A 17,586-nucleotide genomic window follows, 5' to 3' on the forward strand; every position below is an offset into this window, starting at 1 on the left:
TTCGCGGGCAAGCCTCGCTCCAACAAAACCGCATTAGCGCAGGCAATGACGGTGGGTCAGGTGGATAGAGGTGGGTGGGGCTGGCGTCTCGGGGACAAGTCCCCTCCTGCCGGTTTTGTATCGGCCCGGTAGGACCGGACTTGTCCGGGAAGAACGATAACGCGGTAGGTCTAGCCCACCGAGGCGTCTGATTCGCGGGCAAGCCTCGCTCCAACAAAACCGCATTAGCGCAGGCAATGACGGTGGGTCAGGTGGATAGAGGTGGGCGGGGCTGGCGTCTCGGGGACAAGTCCCCTCTTACCGGTTTTGCATCGGCCCGGTAGGACCGGACTTGTCCGGGAAGAACGATAACGCGGTAGGTCTAGCCCACCGAGGCGTCTGGTTCGCGGGCAAGCCTCGCTCCAACAGAAGAGGCTCACGCCCCGCGAATGTACTGCTCCAGCTGCTGGATCAGGTCGGCCTGTTCGGCGATGGCTTCCTTGACCAGGTCGCCGATGGACAACAGGCCCAGCAGCTGGCCTTCTTCCACTACAGGCAAGTGGCGCAGGTGGTTGTCGGTCATGATGCCCATGCAGGTCTCGACGGTCTGCAGGGAATCCACGGTAATCACCTTGGTGCTCATGATCACGCTGACTGGCGTGCCGATAGAGGAGCGTCCCTTGAGCACCATCTTGCGCGCATAGTCACGTTCGCTGACCACGCCGACCAGTGCACCGTTCTCGACCACCGGCAACGCACCAATATTCTTCTCGGCCATCAGCCTGAGCGCGTCGAGCACCATCTGGTCGGGCGCAATGGTATGCACTTGTTGATTGTGCAAGACCTTGAGTTTCAGAAGTTGTGCGACTGTTTTCATGCAGATGCTCCGGTGATGACCGGGTCAGCGATGGCTGCCCTGACGTTGTTCTCTACAGAATCGTAGACAGATACCGGTTGAGCAAGCACCAAAGCGGCTTTCACGCCACTAATAACGCCTTTTGGCCTCACGACGAAGCGAACCACGCGCCTATTTGTGCAGAATTGCCTGGTGAATGTCCTGCAGCGGCAGGATCCGCTGAGCGGCATTGAGCTTGATCGCTTCCTTGGGCATGCCGAAAACCACACAGGTGGCCTCGTCCTGAGCGACCGTCGCGCCACCGGCGTCGAGTATTTCCTTGAGTCCCCTTGCGCCGTCATCGCCCATGCCGGTCATGATGATGCCAGTTGCGTTTCGGCCAGCGAACTTCGCCACCGAGCGAAACAGCACATCCACCGAGGGGCGATGCCGATTGACCAGCGGACCGTCGATCACCTGGACGTGATAGAACGCGCCGCTGCGGGTCACCATCATGTGCTTGCCGCCGGGGGCGATCAGCGCAAGACCCGGAAGAATACGGTCATTGTTTTTCGCCTCGCGTACTTCTATCTGACTCAAGCCGTTGAGCCGCGCGGCAAAGGATGCGGTGAATTTTTCCGGCATGTGCTGGACGATGACAATGCCCGGACACACCCGTGGCAGCGCAGTCAACACAGCTTCCAGAGCCTGAGTGCCGCCGGTGGACGTACCCATGGCGACGATACGTTCGGTCGTCTGGGCCATCGCTTGTCCGCTGGCTGCTGGCAGGATGGCGTCAGCCGACAGCCGGGTCGCTGGCGTCAAGTGCACAGCGGCTGGCCGCTTGCCCAGATTTCTGACATTGACCTGGGCGGCGGCCCTGATAGCCGAAACCAGTTCGGCAGCCGACTCGAGGAGAAAGTTTTTCAGCCCGCTGGTGGGCTTGGTGATGATTTCCACCGCGCCCGCCGCCAGGGCCTGCAAGGTGGTTTCAGCGCCTTTCTGGGTCAATGACGAGCAGATCACCACGGGGGTTGGGCGCTCGCTCATGATTTTCTTGAGGAAGGTAATGCCATCCATTCGGGGCATTTCCACATCCAGAACGATGACATCCGGCCATTCCCGGGCCAGCTTGTCCATGGCGAAAATAGGATCGGAGGCCGCGCCCATGACATGGATGTCCGGGGTGTCACTGAGAATTGCCAGCAATACCTGACGAACCACTGCCGAGTCGTCAACCAACAGTACATTTATTTTTTTCGTAGGCATTGTTCGTACTTGTCCTGATTGGTTTGTGACTGACCCACACATGGCCGGTGCCGATGTCGAAAATGATGTTCCTGTGCCCGGTACTGCCCATGTCGTGAGCGATCAGGTCGAGGTGATAGTGGTCAGCCAGTTTCAGCGCGGCGCTTACATTCATCCGCGCTACATCATTGAAATGCAGGCCTTGGCGCAGGTCCGGAAACATCTCGCCGCCACCGAACAGTTTCAGCTGGTAATCCTCGGTAACGGTGTCGTGCGCCAATGCCTGATCGATAAACAGCTCGATGGCTTCGTCACCGTACTTGCCGCTCAACGTCGCGGATTTACGCACGCGGCTGGGCAGCATGAAATGGCACATGGCGCCGATTTTGCGCACCGGATGCCACAGGGTTACGGCCACACAAGAGCCGAGGAGGGTGCGCAGCTGGACCGGACGTGTTTCGAAATGAAATTCGCCTGGGGCTAGAAAGTGTTCTTCGGCGGCTATTTTCATGGTTTGCGATAGATGGAGGGTGCCACCAACTTGAGGGCATCCGAGACACCGTTCAGGCTTTCCGAGTGGCTGACGATGAAATAGCCCCCCGACTTGAGTCTGGGGATCAGGCGGGCGACCACCCGGGCCTTGGTCGGCTGATCGAAGTAGATCATCACGTTGCGCAGGAAGATGACGTCAAATTCGCCCAGTTCAGGCAGCGTTTCATTGAGGTTCACCTGCAAGAAATTGACCCGGTTGCGCAGGGCCCGATCAATCAGAAACGTGCCGTGTTGGCGGCCCGTGCCCTTGAGGCAGTATTTGACCAGTAATGGCTGGGGCAGGGTACCGGCGCGTTCCATTGGGTAATGACCGGATCGCGCCTTGGCCAGGACCTGGGTGCTGATATCCGAACCAATCACTTCCCACGGCGTAGTGCCCAGGCCTTCGGCGAGGGTCATGGCCAGACTGTAGGGTTCTTCTCCTGACGAACTGGCGGCGCTCCACAACCGGAAAGTCTTGCCCGGTGCGGCATTGGGCAGCACATGCTGGCGCAGGAAGTCGAAATGCTTGGGCTCGCGAAAGAAATAGGTTTCGTTGGTGGTCAGCAGGTCCAGCGCAACCTGCAGTTCATCGGCGCGCTGCCCGCTCATGATCAGCTTGAAGTAATCGCCGTAGCTGTCCAGCTCGTAATGCCTGAGACGCTTGAACAAGCGGCCGGCCACCAGCGCTTTTTTCGCCGATGACAGATTGATGCCCGCAGCCTGATACAGCCAGGACTGGAACTGGTTGAATTCGATATCGTTCAACGCTGATGCACTCACGGGGCATTCCTTGCTCGCTAGTGATTATTTAACGCGCGTCGGCTTCGGTTGACGGCGCGTGCTCAGTCTCGGCAAGTCGCGACATTTCATCGATCGACAACACACGACCGACTTCCAGGACGATGACGAACTTGCCGTCTACCTTGGCCATGCCGCTGATGAAGTCAGCGCGAATCCGCGCGCCGAAGCTCGGCGGCGGCTCGATTTGCGACGCGGGTATTTCCAGTACCGCAGACACCGTATCGACCAGCAGCCCGATATCCTGTGGCTGGCCGTCCTCGGCGCTGGCTTCGATGATGACCACGCAACTGCGGCGGGTAATGTCCGAGTCAGGTCGGCCAAACCGTGCCGACAGATCCACCACCGGTACGACGGCGCCGCGCAGGTTGATTACCCCGCGGACAAAGGCCGGCATCATCGGCACGACGGTCAGATTGCCGTACTCAATGATTTCCTTGATGCCCAGGATGGCGATGGCGAACATCTCCGCGCCGAGCATGAAGGTCAGGTATTGCGCCTCCTCTTCGACGGGGGCTGCGACTTGACGTGTTGTGGCTATGGCGCCCATGCCTGTCTCCTTTTAAGCGAACCCTGTGATAACCAACAATCAGAATCGGGTAAATTCGGACTCGTCCGGCGCGCTTGCCATGTTGTAGGCAAACGCTTTGGTCGAGGCTTGTGCGGGTTGGCGCAGTGGTTTGCGGCTGGAGTTCCCAGGCGTTTTGTCGAGTCTTGACGGCTGGCTGGCTGACTTGGGCGGCGTGTCCAGGGTGAAGAAGCTCATCGCCTGTTGCAGCTGCTCGGCCTGACTGCTCATTTCCTCGGCGGTGGCGGCCAGTTCTTCGCTGCTCGAAGCGTTCTGCTGCGTGACCTGATTCAATTGGGTCATGGCCGTATTGATCTGCGCAACGCCCGACGCCTGCTCTTCCGAAGCGGCACTTATTTCCTGGACCAGATCTGATGTCTTGTTGATTGACGGGACCATTTCATTGAGCAACTTGCCGGCTTTCTCGGCCATGTCGACGCTGCTGGAAGACAATTCGCCGATTTCCTGAGCGGCCACCTGACTGCGTTCTGCAAGTTTTCGCACTTCCGCCGCCACCACCGCGAAGCCTTTGCCATGCTCGCCGGCGCGTGCCGCTTCAATCGCGGCATTGAGTGCCAGCAGGTTGGTCTGGTACGCGATGTCGTCAATGATGCTGATGCGTTGGGCAATCTTCTTCATGGCCACGACGGTCTGTTGCACCGATTCGCCGCCGTCGGTGGCTTCCTTGGCGGCCTTGCTGGCCATACCGTCGGTGACCTTGGCGTTCTCCGTGTTCTGATTGATGCTGGCGCTCATCTGCTCGATGGAAGCACTGGTTTCCTCGACGCTGGCAGCCTGTTCGCTGGTGGCCTGGCTCATCGATTGCGCAGTGGCGCTGACTTCTTCCGAAGCGCTGGCCAGGTTGTCAGCGGCATTACGTACTTCACCGATGATGTGCGAGAGCTTGCCGACCATGTTCTGCATGGCCAGCAGCACCATGCCGGTTTCGTCCCTGGAGCTGACGTCGATGCGTGCGTTGAGATTGCCTTCGGCCAGTTGCTCGGCGACGGCAGCCGCTTGTTTAAGCGGGCGGGAAATGATGCGCGAGATGAACAGGGCGAGTCCCAATCCCACCAGCAACGCGACGATGAGGGCGGCGACAATGGAAATTCGCGCGTTCAGGTACAGTTGGGTGCCTCGAGTACTGGCCCCTTCAGCACCTGCGTCGTTGAGCTCGACCATTTTCTGCAGGGCGGAGGTGACCAGCTCAAAAGTACGTTTTGAGTCGCCTCTGATCAACGTCCGGGCTTCGCTGTCCAGGCCCTGCTGAGAAAGGGCGAGCAGGTTTTTGCTCAAGGCCAGGTAGGCTGCCCAGTCAGTGACGGCGGTGTCGTAGAGTTGTCGCTCTTCAGGGCTGGAAATCAGCTTCTCGTAGGTAGCCAGGCGGGTTTCGAACTGCTTCCTGACCTCGACGGCTTCCTGTTCGACGGTGGCTTGTTCTTGAGCTGTGTCGGCAGTGATGTAGCGGTTTTCCTTGAGGCGGTAGCTCGCCGCGTAAAAACGCATGCCGGATGCCGCACGCATGGCCGGCATCCAGTTTTCGCGAATCTCCGTTGAGGCCTCATTCACGTAGCTTAGCTGGAAGATCGAGAACACGCCCATGACGGCGGTCAGCGCCAGAACCGTGAGAAATGAAGCGATCAATTTAGTCGCGATTCTGAGATCGTAAAACCATTTCATCGGGTGATACTCCATGTAATTGCGTAAGCGTCAGCGGCCATTGGCTTGCAGTGTGGTGAGAGTTGCGGCGTGAATTGAGGTGTAACGAGGTTCCAGCTGAACGATTTGCGCGAGCAGCGCCGGTACATCAAGAATCAATGCCACGGCGCCACTGCCGAGAATGGTCGAGCCGCTGATGCCGCGCAGGGCGCCAAACAGCTTGCCCAGCGGCTTGATTACGGTCTGGAATTCGCCGAGCAGATCGTCAACCACCAGGCCAGCCTTATGTTCGGCATAGCGCACCACCACCACGTTTTGCCGACGGGCAGCGGGGCCTTCGTGATTGAAGTGGTCGCGCAGGTAAACCAGCGGTAGCACTTCGCCGCGCAGATCCAGATAGCCCTGCTCCCGGCTGATCTGTCGATCGACCTCGTTGAGTTCGATGCATTCCTGAACCATGTCCAGCGGGATGACGTACGTGGACTGACCGATGCTGACCAGAAAACCATTGATGATCGCCAGCGTCAGTGGCAGGCGAATGCGCACCACGGTGCCTTGGCCGGGTTTGCTGTCCAGGTCCACGGTGCCGCGCAGGAGCGTGATATTGCGCTTGACCACATCCATGCCGACGCCGCGTCCGGAAAGATTGGTCACGGCCGCAGCGGTGGAAAAGCCGGGCTCGAAAATAAGGTTGTAGATTTCCTGATCGGTCAGACTCGCGCCACTGGCGATCAGGCCGCGCTCTTGCGCTTTTTCGAGAATGCGCTCGCGGTTCAACCCCGCGCCGTCATCAGCGATTTCAAGGACGATGCTGCCCGAGTCGTGATAGGCATGGAGATGCAAATGACCTTTGCTCGGCTTGCCGGCCGCCAAGCGCGCTTGGGCGGTTTCAATGCCATGGTCCATGGCGTTGCGCAACAGGTGCATCAACGGATCGCCGATCTTCTCGACAACGGTCTTGTCCAGTTCGGTTTCCGCGCCGCTGATGATCAGGTCGATGTCCTTGCCGAGTTCCTGGCTGACGTCGCGTACCACCCGCCGGAAACGGTTGAACGTGTCGCCGATGGGGATCATGCGCAGACGCAAGGCGCCATCGAGGATTTCTTCGACCAGGCCTGACACTGTCGACGTCGACTCCTGCAGCGGATCATTGTTGCAGGTGCGTGCCAGCAGGCTGGCGCCGGCACTGGCGATCACCAGTTCGCCCACCAGGTTGATCAACTCGTCCAGTTTGTCGGCGTTGACCCGTACGTAGCGGCCGTCCTTCGCTTTGTTTTCAACCGGGGCGACACTTTTGTCGGAGGCAATCTGCTCAGGCTGACGCGGCACCGCTCGCTGGTCTGCCATGAGTTCACCCGTCGCCACCAACGCTGTGCCTTGAGCAGAGTCGTCCTGTCGCTGAGCCACTAGCTGGGTGTCTTGAGACGTGTCGGCGCCGATGTCGTGCGCCGCAACAATTTCGATCTGGCAGTCTTCGCGGACGAAATCGAACACTTCGTTGATCTCTGCATGAGTCGCGGCAGAACGAAACGCGATGTCGAAGCCCAGGTAGCAGGACTCCGCGTCCCAGGCTTCCAGGGCAGGCATGCCGTCGGACAGCGTGACGATTTCGACGGTTTCGCCAAGGGTGTTGAGGTAGCGCAGAAACGACAGCGGATCCATGCCGTTGCGGAAAACGTCAACGCCAAAACGCAAGCTGATGTGCCAGAGCGTTGCGCTGGCAGGGCGTGCGGCGACATTTTCAACGGCAGGTTCGTTGGCGGTCGATGTTTCCAGGGCGGCGCCAGGCGCCTGATAGTTTTGCAGCGCCTGGCGCAGGGCAGATTCCCGGGCAAGCGCCGGAGCCTGCAATTGTGCTCCCTGGCTGGCGACGACTTCGATCAGCTCCAGCATGTGATCGCCGGACTTGAGGAGCACCGCGATAAGCGCGGCATCCACGCTAACGCTGCCTTCGCGCAAACGGTCCAGAACGTCTTCGACGATGTGGGTGAAACTGACAATAGCGTCCAGCCCGAACAGTCCGGCAGAGCCCTTGATAGTGTGGGCGGCGCGAAATACTGCGCCGATGGCGTCATCGTCGTCGGGCTCGTTTTCCAGTTGCAGCAGCGACTCTTCCATCGCCTGCAACAGCTCGCGAGCTTCGAGGATGAAGGTCTGTTGTGCCTGATCAAGGTTAATGCTCACGCTCATTTCCTTTGACGGGTGTTGCAGGATGCGCACCGACAGATCGCTAGAGAGCATCTACCAGATTGCACAGTTCAAGCGTTTCCATGACTGCCTTGCTGCGGCCCGTCAGCGTCAGATCGGTACCGGCTCTGGATGCTTCGCGGCTGGCGAGAATCAGTAGCTGCAGGCCTGCGCCATCGATTTCGGTAACCTGCGACAAGTCGATTTCCATGCGCGGGGTTCCTCCCAGGCGTGGCAGCAGTTGTGCGGCAAGTTCTGCGGCGGTGTAGATCGTCAATTCACCGTCGATGTGCACGCGCGCCGTGTCATTGGATGTCTCGCACAGGAGTGGCATGGCAGCCTCCGTTGTCAGGGCAGGATCAGCTTGGAAACTGCCGCCAGCATCTGCGCGGGCTGGAACGGCTTGACCACCCAGGCTCTGGCACCAGCGGCCTGGCCTTCCAGCTTTTTCGATTCCTGAGATTCGGTGGTCAGCATGATGATCGGTGTGAACTTGTAGTTGGCCAGCTTCTTGACCTCCTTGACGAAGGTGATGCCATCCATGTTGGGCATGTTCACATCGCTGATGATCAGGTGCACTTTCTGGCCATTGAGCTTGCCCAGTGCATCCTTGCCGTCACTGGCTTCGATCACGTCATAACCCGCACTTTTCAGGGCAATACCGACCACCTGCCGAACACTGCTGGAGTCATCGACAACCAATACACTTTTAGCCATGAGGCTCTCCTTAGAAAAAGGTAATTTCTTGTGAATTCTGCTGTGCGCCGGTGCCGCCACGGTGGGTATGACGCTGTTCGTCAGTGGCGTAGGTGGCTTCCATTCGTGCCAGCCAATCGCGAGCATTGAGGGGTTCGGTCTGTTCAGGCGACTGACTGACCTGCTGCAGATGCGCGTGCAGCGAATCTATGTTGTCGCGCACGTGAGTCAGGATCTGGCTGACCCGGTCCTGGAATTGCAGGCTGACCAACACGTCGGTGAGTTCGTCCCGAATGCCGAAGCTTTCCTGTTGCAGCATCTCGGCGGATTCGGCAAGACGTTGGGTGACGGTCTTGAAGCGCTCCAGTACCTGCTGGATGCTGCTTTCCGAGGTCGCGACCGAGTTGCTGTCCTGGTCTGCGCCACTGGAGGCTGCTTGCACCAGTTGGGTGATAGCGTTGTTGATGATGTCGACTTTGGCGGACATCTGTTGCCCGGTTTCACTGGACTTGCTCGACAGGCTGCGTACTGCGTCAGCGACCACGGCAAACCCGCGTCCGGCTTCCCCGGCACGAGCCGCTTCGATGGCCGCATTGAGTGCGAGCAGGTTGGTTTGCGCTGCAATTGCCGCGACGTCGGCAGCCATTGTTCTGAGCTCGCCGGTGTAGGCGGTCAGATTGCGCACTTGAGTCAGGGTTTCATCGCGACTGGTTTGCGTCGCCCTCAGAGAATCGATGACTTGCACCAATTCGCCGTCACTCTGGGCCAGCGCGTGTTGCGCGCCACCGGCGCTATGTCCGGACAGTTCACCCGCAGCCTGCTGTGACGCGTGAACCGTGTCCTGCAACCGCGAAGAAATACTGGTGAAGCGGGTGGCCAGCGAGACAATGGCGGTTTCGGTCTGCTGACGTGAGCTTTCTACCTGCTTGGCCCAGATGGGCATTGCACCGAGAAATACTTCGTTGAGTTGTGCCGCGGATTTCAGCGAAGGGTTTTCGCTGGCCTGCTGCTCATGCAATGCCACGGCAGTGGCGACAGCTTCATTGATTCGGACGCGTTGTGAGCGAGTGCTCCACCAGCTGGCAGCGAAACCAACAACCAGAATCGCAGCACCGAAGGCCAGGCTTTGACGGGTTGGGCCGTCAAGCGTTAGCGTGACGATTGCCGCGGCAACGGCGGGGAGTAATGGGAGCCAGAGGAAGGGCACATGGACTTTATGGGATGAGCGAGCGTTTTGGCCGGGCATCATGGTTCAATCCTTGAACAGTCACACATTCGAAATAATGCGAACAATGAGTTATCTGCTCCGCCGATCCAGACTTTAGCCCCAGAGGCGGACCGGTCGTCAGATCGTCTGGGATAGTGGTCATCATCAGTCACTGGCATGCAGGTTCCTTATGACCTGTCAGGTCGAAGTCGGGACGTTCAGGTATAGGATGATGGCACATAGCCATTAAAAAAGCTGTGCGATCAATTAGCGCGATCGACGGTCCACATCCGGACCCGCAGCAAACATGAATTTGCTTCAGTTCAGCGCTTGGCCCCGGTGCAACAGTGACCAAGCGATACTGCTCCGGGCCGACGTGCGTCAGTCAGTTGTTGTCTTTCCAATCCGAGGAGAAACACCATGCAATACCGTCAATTCGGTAACACTGGCCTCAGTGTTTCCCGGCTGTGTCTAGGTACCATGACGTTTGGGCTGCAAACCGACGCGCAGGTGTCGCACCAGATCATCGACCGGGCCGCCGAGGCCGGGGTCAACTTCATCGACACTGCCGATGTGTATCCACTGGGCGCAAATCTGGACACTGTCGGTCGCACCGAAGAAATCGTCGGCAGCTGGCTCAAGGGCAAGCGCGACAATTACATCCTGGCCACCAAAGCGTGCGGAATAATGGGCGAGCTGGCGTGGCAGCGCGGTGCTTCACGCAAGCACTTGCTCGGCGCCATTGAAGCGTCGCTCAAGCGCCTGAACACGGATTACGTCGATCTTTACCAGCTGCATTCGGACGACCCAAGCACGCCGCTTGAAGAAACTCTTGAGGCACTGGATATCATCGTCCGCCACGGCAAGGCGCGTTACATAGGCGTCTCGAACTTTCTGGCTTATCGGCTGGCACGCATGCTGGGCCGCGCCGACTTCCTCAAGCTGACCCGCTTCGTGTCCGTCCAGCCGCGCTACAACCTGCTGTTCCGGCAGATCGAACGTGAGCTGTTGCCACTGGCTGGCGAAGAACGTCTGGCAGTGATTCCTTACAACCCGTTGGCTGGCGGCTTGCTTACCGGCAAGCACGCCCATGACAAGGCGCCTTCCGAAGGTCGATTCACGGCGACGGTCGGCAAGGCCGGCGAGATGTACCAGCAGCGCTACTGGCACGAGCGGGAATTCCAGAGCATCGCCAAACTCAAGGAAGTGATTACCCAGGCCGGCAAGCCGATGACCACGACCTCCGTGGCCTGGGTGCTGGCCAATCCCCTGGTGACTTCGGCGATCATTGGCGCCAGCCGTCCTGAGCAACTGGACGATACGCTGGCGGCGGCGGATTTTGTGCTGGAGGCGGAACTCAAGTCCCAGCTAGATGACATCACTCATGAATATCGCTGGGGTGATGCGGCGCGTTAAAAGCCGCTGCGTCGGGGATCAGGTCTCGCTGTTTCGGCAGATGCAGGCCTGCTCCACAGCTCCATGGCGAAATCCACGAAACAACGCAATTTCGGCGATCGGTAGCGATCTTGCGCATAGATCAAATGCATCGGCCGACAGGGGAGCTGGTACTGAGGCAGCAGCGCAACCAGGCGGCCATTCTGCAAGTCTTCTTCAATCAGCGCGTCGGGCATCATTGCGATCCCGGCACCGGCGCGTGCCGCCTTGTGCAGGCCTGACGACGTATTCATGGTGATCGGTCCGCTCACGGGCACCAGCACCTCACCTTCCGGCCCGCTCAGGCGCCAGTGTTTTTCCACGGAACTCCAGTCGTCGCCTGCCGGATAAGCAAAGGCGAGGCAGTCATGCTGTTGCAGATCCATGGGCTCGGTCGGCGTGCCGCGACGTTGCAGATAGTCCGGCGAAGCACAGATCGTCAACGTGTAGTCCTCAAGCGGACGGGCAATCAGGCTTGAATTCTCTGGCGTGCCAAGGCGGATGGCGGCATCGAAGCCATGGCCGATCAAGTCCATTCGCTCGTTGCTGAACACTACGTCGAGCCTGATCTGCGGAAAGCGTCTGGAGAACTCAGTCAAGGCTGGCGCCAGTCGCTCGTTGCCGAACGTGAAAGGCGCGGTGATCCGCAAGGTACCCTTGGGCACTGCCTGGGCCTGTTCGGCCAGCTGCTCGGAATCGGCGACCAGCCCGAGCACTTCCAGGCAACGCTGGTAATAGGACTCGCCGAACTCGGTCAGACGCTGACGCCGTGTGGTTCGGTTGAGCAGGCCGACGCCGAGCCGCTGCTCAAGCGCTCGCAAGTGATTGCCGACCATGGTCGTCGACAAACCGCACTCAAATGCAGCCGCGGTCATGCTGCCGGTCTCGACCACTTTTACGTACACCGACATCGCCTGGAATAGGTCCATTATCAAGCCTGACTTTAAAATGAATGGAGGATTTAGCGGTTTATCCAGCTGAGGTGACTAACGATACTGGAAATATCAACCGACTGGAGCTTTATGCCATGACCGCCGCCTGCCTGATGACCACTTATAAACCGCTGGCCTTAAGTTTCGTCAAAGGTCTGGGCACGCGCTTGTGGGACGAAACCGGGCGCGAATATCTGGATGCTGTTGCGGGCGTGGCGGTGACCAACGTTGGCCATTCCCATCCGCGTCTGGTGGCGGCGATCAGCGAACAGGCCGGGTTGTTGTTGCACACCTCCAACCTCTACAGCATTGACTGGCAGGAGCGTCTGGCGCTGAAGCTGACCGGACTTGCCGGCATGGAACGGGCTTTCTTCAATAATTCCGGCGCCGAGGCGAACGAGACCGCACTGAAGTTGGCGCGGCTCTACGCCTGGCACAAAGGCATCGAAAAACCCTTGGTGGTGGTTATGGAAAATGCTTTCCATGGACGCACGTTGGGGACGTTATCCGCCAGCGACGGACCAGCGGTACGCCTGGGTTTCAACTCGCTGCCGGGAGATTTTCTCAAGGTGCCGTTTGGTGATCTGCCAGCTCTGGACGAGGCCTGCAAAACTTACGGGCATCGCATCACGGCAATGCTTGTCGAGCCGATTCAAGGTGAAAGTGGTGTGCAGCTGGCGCCACCGGGTTATCTAAAAGCCCTGCGGGATCGCTGCACGCGGCGCGGCTGGTTGCTGATGCTCGACGAAATCCAGACCGGCATGGGCCGTACTGGCCAATGGTTCGCTTTCCAGCACGAAGGCATCGTTCCGGATGTCATGACCCTCGCCAAAGGCCTTGGCAACGGCATTCCCATCGGCGCGTGTCTGGCTCGGGGCAAGGCGGCGCAGCTGTTTACCCCCGGCAGTCACGGCAGCACCTTTGGTGGCAATCCGCTGGCTTGCCGCGTCGGGTGTACCGTGGTGGATATTCTTGAGGATCAGGCACTGGTGGACAACGCGCGAGTGCAAGGCGAACGCCTGCTGGCCGGTTTGCGTGCAGCGTTGAGTGATCACCCTGATGTGCTGGCGATTCGTGGCAAAGGCTTGATGGTCGGTATCGAACTGGTGCGGGCGCTGCCCGACCTGGCGCTGATTGCCGCAAGGGATCATGGCCTGCTGCTCAATGTGACGCGCGGCAAGACGATCCGTTTGTTGCCACCTTTGACGGTCAATGCTCAGGAGGTGGACGCCGTTGTCCAGGGCGTATGCCAGACGCTCGCGACGAACGGATGTTCGGCGCGAGCGTCTGGGGCCAGTCAGGTCACCACGCGATAGCAGGGCACATAGGCCGCGCCGCCGGGTAGCTTCATGCGGTGTTGCTCGACGAAGGCATTCAGCAGGCGGTCCAGCGGTTGCATGATCGCTGCATCGCCATGGATTTCGTATGGCCCATGCTGTTCGATCAGGCGGATGCCTTTGTCCTTCACGTTACCGGCGACGATCCCGGAGAACGCTCGGCGCAGATTCGCCGCCAGCGTGTGTGGCGCAAGATCGCGGCTCAGTTGCAGGCTGGCCATGTTTTCATGGGTTGGATCGAACGGACGCTGGAAGCCAGCGTCGATTTTCAGCAGCCAGTTGAAGTGGAACGCATCGTTACGCTCGCGACGGAACTGCTTGACCGCCCTGAGGCCCAGAGTCATTTCCCGGGCAACTTCGGTCGGATCGTCGATGATGATCTGGTAATGAGCTTGTGCAGCTTCGCCCAGGGTCGCGCCGACGAAAGCGTGCAGTTGTTGCAGATAAGGCGCAGCGCTTTTCGGGCCGGTCAAGATGACCGGGAACGGCACGTCGACGTTGTCCGGGTGCATGAGGATGCCGAGCAGATACAGGAACTCTTCTGCCGTGCCCGCGCCACCCGGGAAAATGATGATGCCGTGGCCGACGCGCACGAACGCTTCGAGGCGCTTCTCGATATCCGGCAGGATCACCAGTTCGTTGACGATTGGATTCGGCGCTTCGGCGGCAATGATCCCCGGCTCGGTTAAGCCCAGGTAACGGCCGCCATTGATGCGTTGCTTGGCGTGGGCGATGGTCGCGCCCTTCATCGGACCTTTCATTACGCCGGGACCGCAGCCCGTGCAGATGTCCAGGCTGCGCAAGCCCAGTTCGTGGCCGACTTTCTTGGTGTATTTGTATTCTTCGGTGTTGATCGAGTGACCGCCCCAACACACCACCATCTTCGGCTCCAGGCCTGGACGCAGGGTGCGGGCGTTGCGCAGCAGATGGAACACGTAATCAGTGATGCCTTGCGAGCTCTCCAGGTCGATGCGCTGGCTGTCCAGTTCGCTTTCGGTGTAGACGATATCGCGCAGGGCACTGAAGAGCATTTCCCGGGTGCTGGCGATCATCTCGCCATCCACGAACGCATCGGCCGGGGCGTTGAGCAGTTCCAGGCGCACACCGCGATCCTGCTGATGGATGCGAACCTCGAAGTTCTCGTACGCCTCAAGAATGGTCTTGGCGTTATCGACATGGGCGCCGGTGTTGAGGATAGCCAGGGCGCACTGGCGGAACAGGGTGTAGATGCTGCCGGAGCCGGCGGCGCTAAGTTGCTGGACTTCACGCTGGGAAAGCGTTTCCAGGCTGCCTTTGGGGCTGACCGATGCGTTGATGACTTGTCTTTGGGGCATTCTGTATTCCTTGGAAGGATACCGCTGAGGCTTTTCGACTCAGTGGTATCTGATAGTGAGTGCACGGCGCGGTCGCGTGTTTCGCCGATAGCCGGGCGGGCAACAGGCTTCGTTGTCAGATCATCGGGGGGCAGGGCCATCACCACGCTGAAGTCTGGCAAACGAGGCCAGGGAAATCGTTCTCCTCGTCCTTTGGAGATGCCGCACATGAAGGGCTTGTAACAGTCAGGGCCAGCCATTGAACTGGCGATTCAAGTGAACGTCAACTCCATGCAAGTGATTGAACACACTCGCATCCTACTCCTGATTCATGTCTTGCTGGCAGCCCCGGCGACGCGCCGTTTCTTACCCGTCGTCGGTGTCGATGTTTTGCGTTTCCCGGTCTTGCGCTTGTTCTTCCAGGGTGTCGCGCCTGCGGTGGGGCTCGCGGGTCCGCTGATGGTCAGGCGCAGGCCCAGGCAGCGTGTCACCTGTTTGCTCATCCATGCGCTCTGTTTGGCGACAAACTCCTCCAGACTCATCTCGCCGCTTTGCACCATGTCCAGCGCTTGCTCCCAGATGGCCGTGGTGCCGGGGTCGGCGATGGCGCGCGGTACGGCATCGATCAGGCCGAAAGCCGCAGCAGTGGCTGCCAGTGCCTTGCCGTGTTTGACCAGATAACTACGGTCGAGCAAACCCTGGATGATCCCGGCGCGGGTCGCTTCGGTACCGATGCCGGTGGTGTCCTTGAGCTTTTGCTTGAGCAGCGGATCTTCAACCAGCCGGGCGACGTTTTTCATCGCCTTGATCAGATCGCCTTCGGTGAACGGCTTGGGCGGCTGAGTCCACAAATCCTTGAGATTGACCTTGGCAACTGCGCAATCGCAGCCCTGGGTCAATGCTGGCAGTGGTTGTGGCGCGGGGGCTTCACGGCCCTTGGCGGGAGCAAGCGCCTCGGGCAAGGCACGCTTCCAGCCGGGTTCGACAATCTGTTTGCCCACCGCCCGCAATGCTTGCCCGGCGCAATCAAAGTCAGCCTGGGTGCGATCGTATTCGTGGTTAGGTAGAAACTGCGCCAGATAGCGTGCACGAATCAATGTATAGACCGCCCGCTGCTTGCCCACCAGCCGCCCGAGATCCCGGACTGCTGCGGTGGGAATGATGCCGTGGTGAGCGCTGACCTTGGCGTCGTTCCACGCCCGTGAGCGTCGACTCGGGTCCAGATGCGGGAGCAAGTCGCTCAACGCCGGATCGGCCCGGCCCAGTGCAGCGAGGATTGCCGGCGCTTCGCTGTGTTGGCTCAAGGGCAGGAAACCGCAATCGCTGCGCGGGTAGGTGATGACCTTGTGGGTTTCATACAGCGCTTGGGCGATGTCCAGGGTTTCCTGCGCGCCAAGGCCGAGTTTTTTCGAACAGATTTCCTGCAGGGTGCCGAGGTCGAAGGGCAGGGGCGCTGCTTCGCGTACCCGTTCGGTTCGCAGCTTGATCAGGCGCGCGCTGGCTGCCTCGCTCATGCTGGCGGCGGCCTGTTGCGCAATGGACTGGTTCAGGCAGCGGTCTTGGTCGTCGCAAACGTCGGGATCCGCGCGCCATTGCGCCGTAAAGGTCTGGCCTTGATGTTCCAGCTGGACATCAATGGCCCAGAAGGCGACTGGTATGAAATCGGCAATGCTTCGGTCACGATCCACCACCAGCCGCAGGGTTGGCGTTTGCACCCGGCCCACTGGCAACACGCCTTGATATCCTGACTGACGACCGAGGAGGGTGAACAGCCGACTCATGTTCATCCCGATCAGCCAGTCAGCCCGCGACCGTCCAAGCGCCGAGTGATACAGACTGAAGGTTTCGGCGCCGGGCTTGAGAGCGGCCAGTGCCTTGCGAATCGACGCGTCGTCCAGTGCCGACAACCACAAGCGCTGGATCGGCCCGCGATAACGACAGTGGTCGACCAGTTCCCGGGCGATCATCTCGCCTTCCCGGTCGGCGTCAGTGGCGATGACCAGCTCCGAGGCTTCCCCCAGCAAGCGTTTGACTGCCTTGAATTGACTGGCGGTACGCGGCTTGACCAGCATTTTCCATTTTTCCGGAATGATCGGCAGGTCTTCGAGTACCCAGCGCTTGTAGCGGGTGTCATACGCGTCCGGCGGAGCGGTTTCCAGAAGGTGACCGATACACCAGGTGACCGTCGCGTTCGGCCCCACCCAGCAGCCATCGCCACGCCGGCTCGCACCGAGCACGGCAGCAATGTCTTTGGCTTGGGAAGGTTTTTCACACAGAAACAGCCGCATAAACACCGTCGTTTTCACGCTTCTCGAAGGTGTACAGCATGCGCAGTGATAAGGTTTTGGGCAACCTTTATCTGTATGGATATACAGATAAAGGTTGTGGGACGTTGCCGCAGCACAGCGTGTTGATCAGCAGCAGGCAGCCACGCGCTCTGGACGGTTGCCCATGCCGCACAGGCGTCCGGAGTCCGGCGTCAGCCAGTGTTTGTTGGCATTGAGCGTCGTGCGCAACACCTCGCTTACCCAGTCCGGAAGGTTCGGATGCAAGCGGTAATACACCCACTGGCCCTGGCGTCGATCCGCCAGCAGCCCGCACTCGCGCAGCACTGCAAGATTGCGGGAAACCTTGGGTTGGCTCTGGTTCAGTGCACAGGTCAGCTCGCACACGCAGAGTTCCTGCTCGCCGGTGATCAGCAGCATCATGCGGATACGGTTTTCATCAGCCAGGCATTTGAAAACAGTGGTGGGGGTCAGGTGATCGGCCATCGCAGCCTCGGTATCAATCAATGGCCGAACTGTAAAGGATGTACTTTGGCAAATATATGATTTTGTCCATGAGCTTATGGAACCTGAT

At 59.5% G+C, this 17,586-nt stretch carries 16 protein-coding genes; 2 read left to right on the forward strand and 14 right to left on the reverse strand.

What is annotated here, in order from left to right:
• Positions 1–415: 415 nt before the first annotated feature.
• The 10 genes from AFK24_RS28250 to AFK24_RS28295 form a co-directional block, all read right to left on the reverse strand.
• Positions 416–856 carry a CBS domain-containing protein gene (locus AFK24_RS28250; protein ID WP_065836383.1) on the reverse strand — a complete coding sequence of 147 codons (441 nt, stop codon included), beginning with the start codon at positions 854–856 and terminating at the stop codon, positions 416–418.
• A 150-nt stretch (positions 857–1,006) separates the two neighbouring features.
• Positions 1,007–2,083 carry a protein-glutamate methylesterase/protein-glutamine glutaminase gene (locus AFK24_RS28255; protein WP_065836384.1) on the reverse strand — a complete coding sequence of 359 codons (1,077 nt, stop codon included), beginning with the start codon at positions 2,081–2,083 and terminating at the stop codon, positions 1,007–1,009.
• Positions 2,049–2,573 carry a chemoreceptor glutamine deamidase CheD gene (gene cheD / locus AFK24_RS28260; RefSeq protein ID WP_065836385.1) on the reverse strand — a complete coding sequence of 175 codons (525 nt, stop codon included), beginning with the start codon at positions 2,571–2,573 and terminating at the stop codon, positions 2,049–2,051. The genes AFK24_RS28255 and cheD overlap by 35 nt, the downstream gene beginning before the upstream one ends.
• Entirely contained in the window at positions 2,570–3,376 is an 807-nt protein-coding gene (locus AFK24_RS28265; protein WP_065836386.1) for a CheR family methyltransferase, read from the reverse strand. Before AFK24_RS28265 ends, cheD begins: the two co-directional genes overlap by 4 nt.
• A 28-nt stretch (positions 3,377–3,404) precedes the next feature.
• Positions 3,405–3,944, reverse strand: coding sequence for a chemotaxis protein CheW (locus AFK24_RS28270; RefSeq protein ID WP_065836387.1), 540 nt, complete (start codon positions 3,942–3,944; stop codon positions 3,405–3,407).
• Positions 3,945–3,983: 39 nt separating this feature from the next.
• Positions 3,984–5,642 (reverse strand): methyl-accepting chemotaxis protein, encoded by a 1,659-nt coding sequence (locus AFK24_RS28275; RefSeq protein ID WP_065836388.1) that lies wholly within the window; start codon positions 5,640–5,642, stop codon positions 3,984–3,986.
• 30 nt (positions 5,643–5,672) lie between these two features.
• Positions 5,673–7,805 carry a chemotaxis protein CheA gene (locus AFK24_RS28280; RefSeq protein ID WP_065836621.1) on the reverse strand — a complete coding sequence of 711 codons (2,133 nt, stop codon included), beginning with the start codon at positions 7,803–7,805 and terminating at the stop codon, positions 5,673–5,675.
• Positions 7,806–7,851: 46 nt separating this feature from the next.
• The gene (locus tag AFK24_RS28285; protein ID WP_065836389.1) at positions 7,852–8,142 is read right to left on the reverse strand and encodes an STAS domain-containing protein; all 291 of its coding nucleotides are present in this window, start codon (positions 8,140–8,142) and stop codon (positions 7,852–7,854) included.
• Between the two features lie 14 nt (positions 8,143–8,156).
• On the reverse strand, positions 8,157–8,525 hold the full coding sequence (locus AFK24_RS28290) for a response regulator (RefSeq protein ID WP_065836390.1): 369 nt from the start codon (positions 8,523–8,525) through the stop codon (positions 8,157–8,159).
• A 10-nt stretch (positions 8,526–8,535) separates the two neighbouring features.
• Positions 8,536–9,753, reverse strand: a complete 1,218-nt coding sequence (locus AFK24_RS28295; RefSeq protein WP_080482359.1) for a methyl-accepting chemotaxis protein — start codon at positions 9,751–9,753, stop codon at positions 8,536–8,538.
• A 378-nt stretch (positions 9,754–10,131) separates the two neighbouring features.
• Between AFK24_RS28295 and AFK24_RS28300 the strand changes: the two genes are divergently transcribed.
• Positions 10,132–11,127, forward strand: a complete 996-nt coding sequence (locus AFK24_RS28300; RefSeq protein ID WP_065836391.1) for an aldo/keto reductase — start codon at positions 10,132–10,134, stop codon at positions 11,125–11,127.
• Here the strand turns inward: AFK24_RS28300 and AFK24_RS28305 are convergent.
• Entirely contained in the window at positions 11,124–12,074 is a 951-nt protein-coding gene (locus AFK24_RS28305) for a LysR family transcriptional regulator (protein WP_065836392.1), read from the reverse strand. The genes AFK24_RS28300 and AFK24_RS28305 overlap by 4 nt on opposite strands.
• A gap of 98 nt (positions 12,075–12,172) precedes the next feature.
• Between AFK24_RS28305 and AFK24_RS28310 the strand changes: the two genes are divergently transcribed.
• A complete protein-coding gene (locus AFK24_RS28310; RefSeq protein ID WP_065836393.1) occupies positions 12,173–13,393 on the forward strand; it encodes an aspartate aminotransferase family protein in 1,221 nt (406 codons plus the stop codon).
• Here AFK24_RS28310 and ppnN read toward each other — a convergent pair.
• The 3 genes from ppnN to AFK24_RS28325 form a co-directional block, all read right to left on the reverse strand.
• Positions 13,375–14,748, reverse strand: a complete 1,374-nt coding sequence (gene ppnN, locus AFK24_RS28315; RefSeq protein ID WP_065836394.1) for a nucleotide 5'-monophosphate nucleosidase PpnN — start codon at positions 14,746–14,748, stop codon at positions 13,375–13,377. The two genes, AFK24_RS28310 and ppnN, sit on opposite strands and share 19 nt — an antisense overlap.
• Before the next feature lie 308 nt (positions 14,749–15,056).
• Positions 15,057–17,015 carry a DNA topoisomerase III gene (locus AFK24_RS28320; protein WP_065836395.1) on the reverse strand — a complete coding sequence of 653 codons (1,959 nt, stop codon included), beginning with the start codon at positions 17,013–17,015 and terminating at the stop codon, positions 15,057–15,059.
• A 126-nt stretch (positions 17,016–17,141) separates the two neighbouring features.
• Entirely contained in the window at positions 17,142–17,498 is a 357-nt protein-coding gene (locus AFK24_RS28325) for a metalloregulator ArsR/SmtB family transcription factor (RefSeq protein ID WP_065836396.1), read from the reverse strand.
• Positions 17,499–17,586: the final 88 nt, after the last annotated feature.

Source organism: Pseudomonas syringae (assembly GCF_001698815.1).
GTDB lineage: Bacteria > Pseudomonadota > Gammaproteobacteria > Pseudomonadales > Pseudomonadaceae > Aquipseudomonas > Aquipseudomonas syringae_A.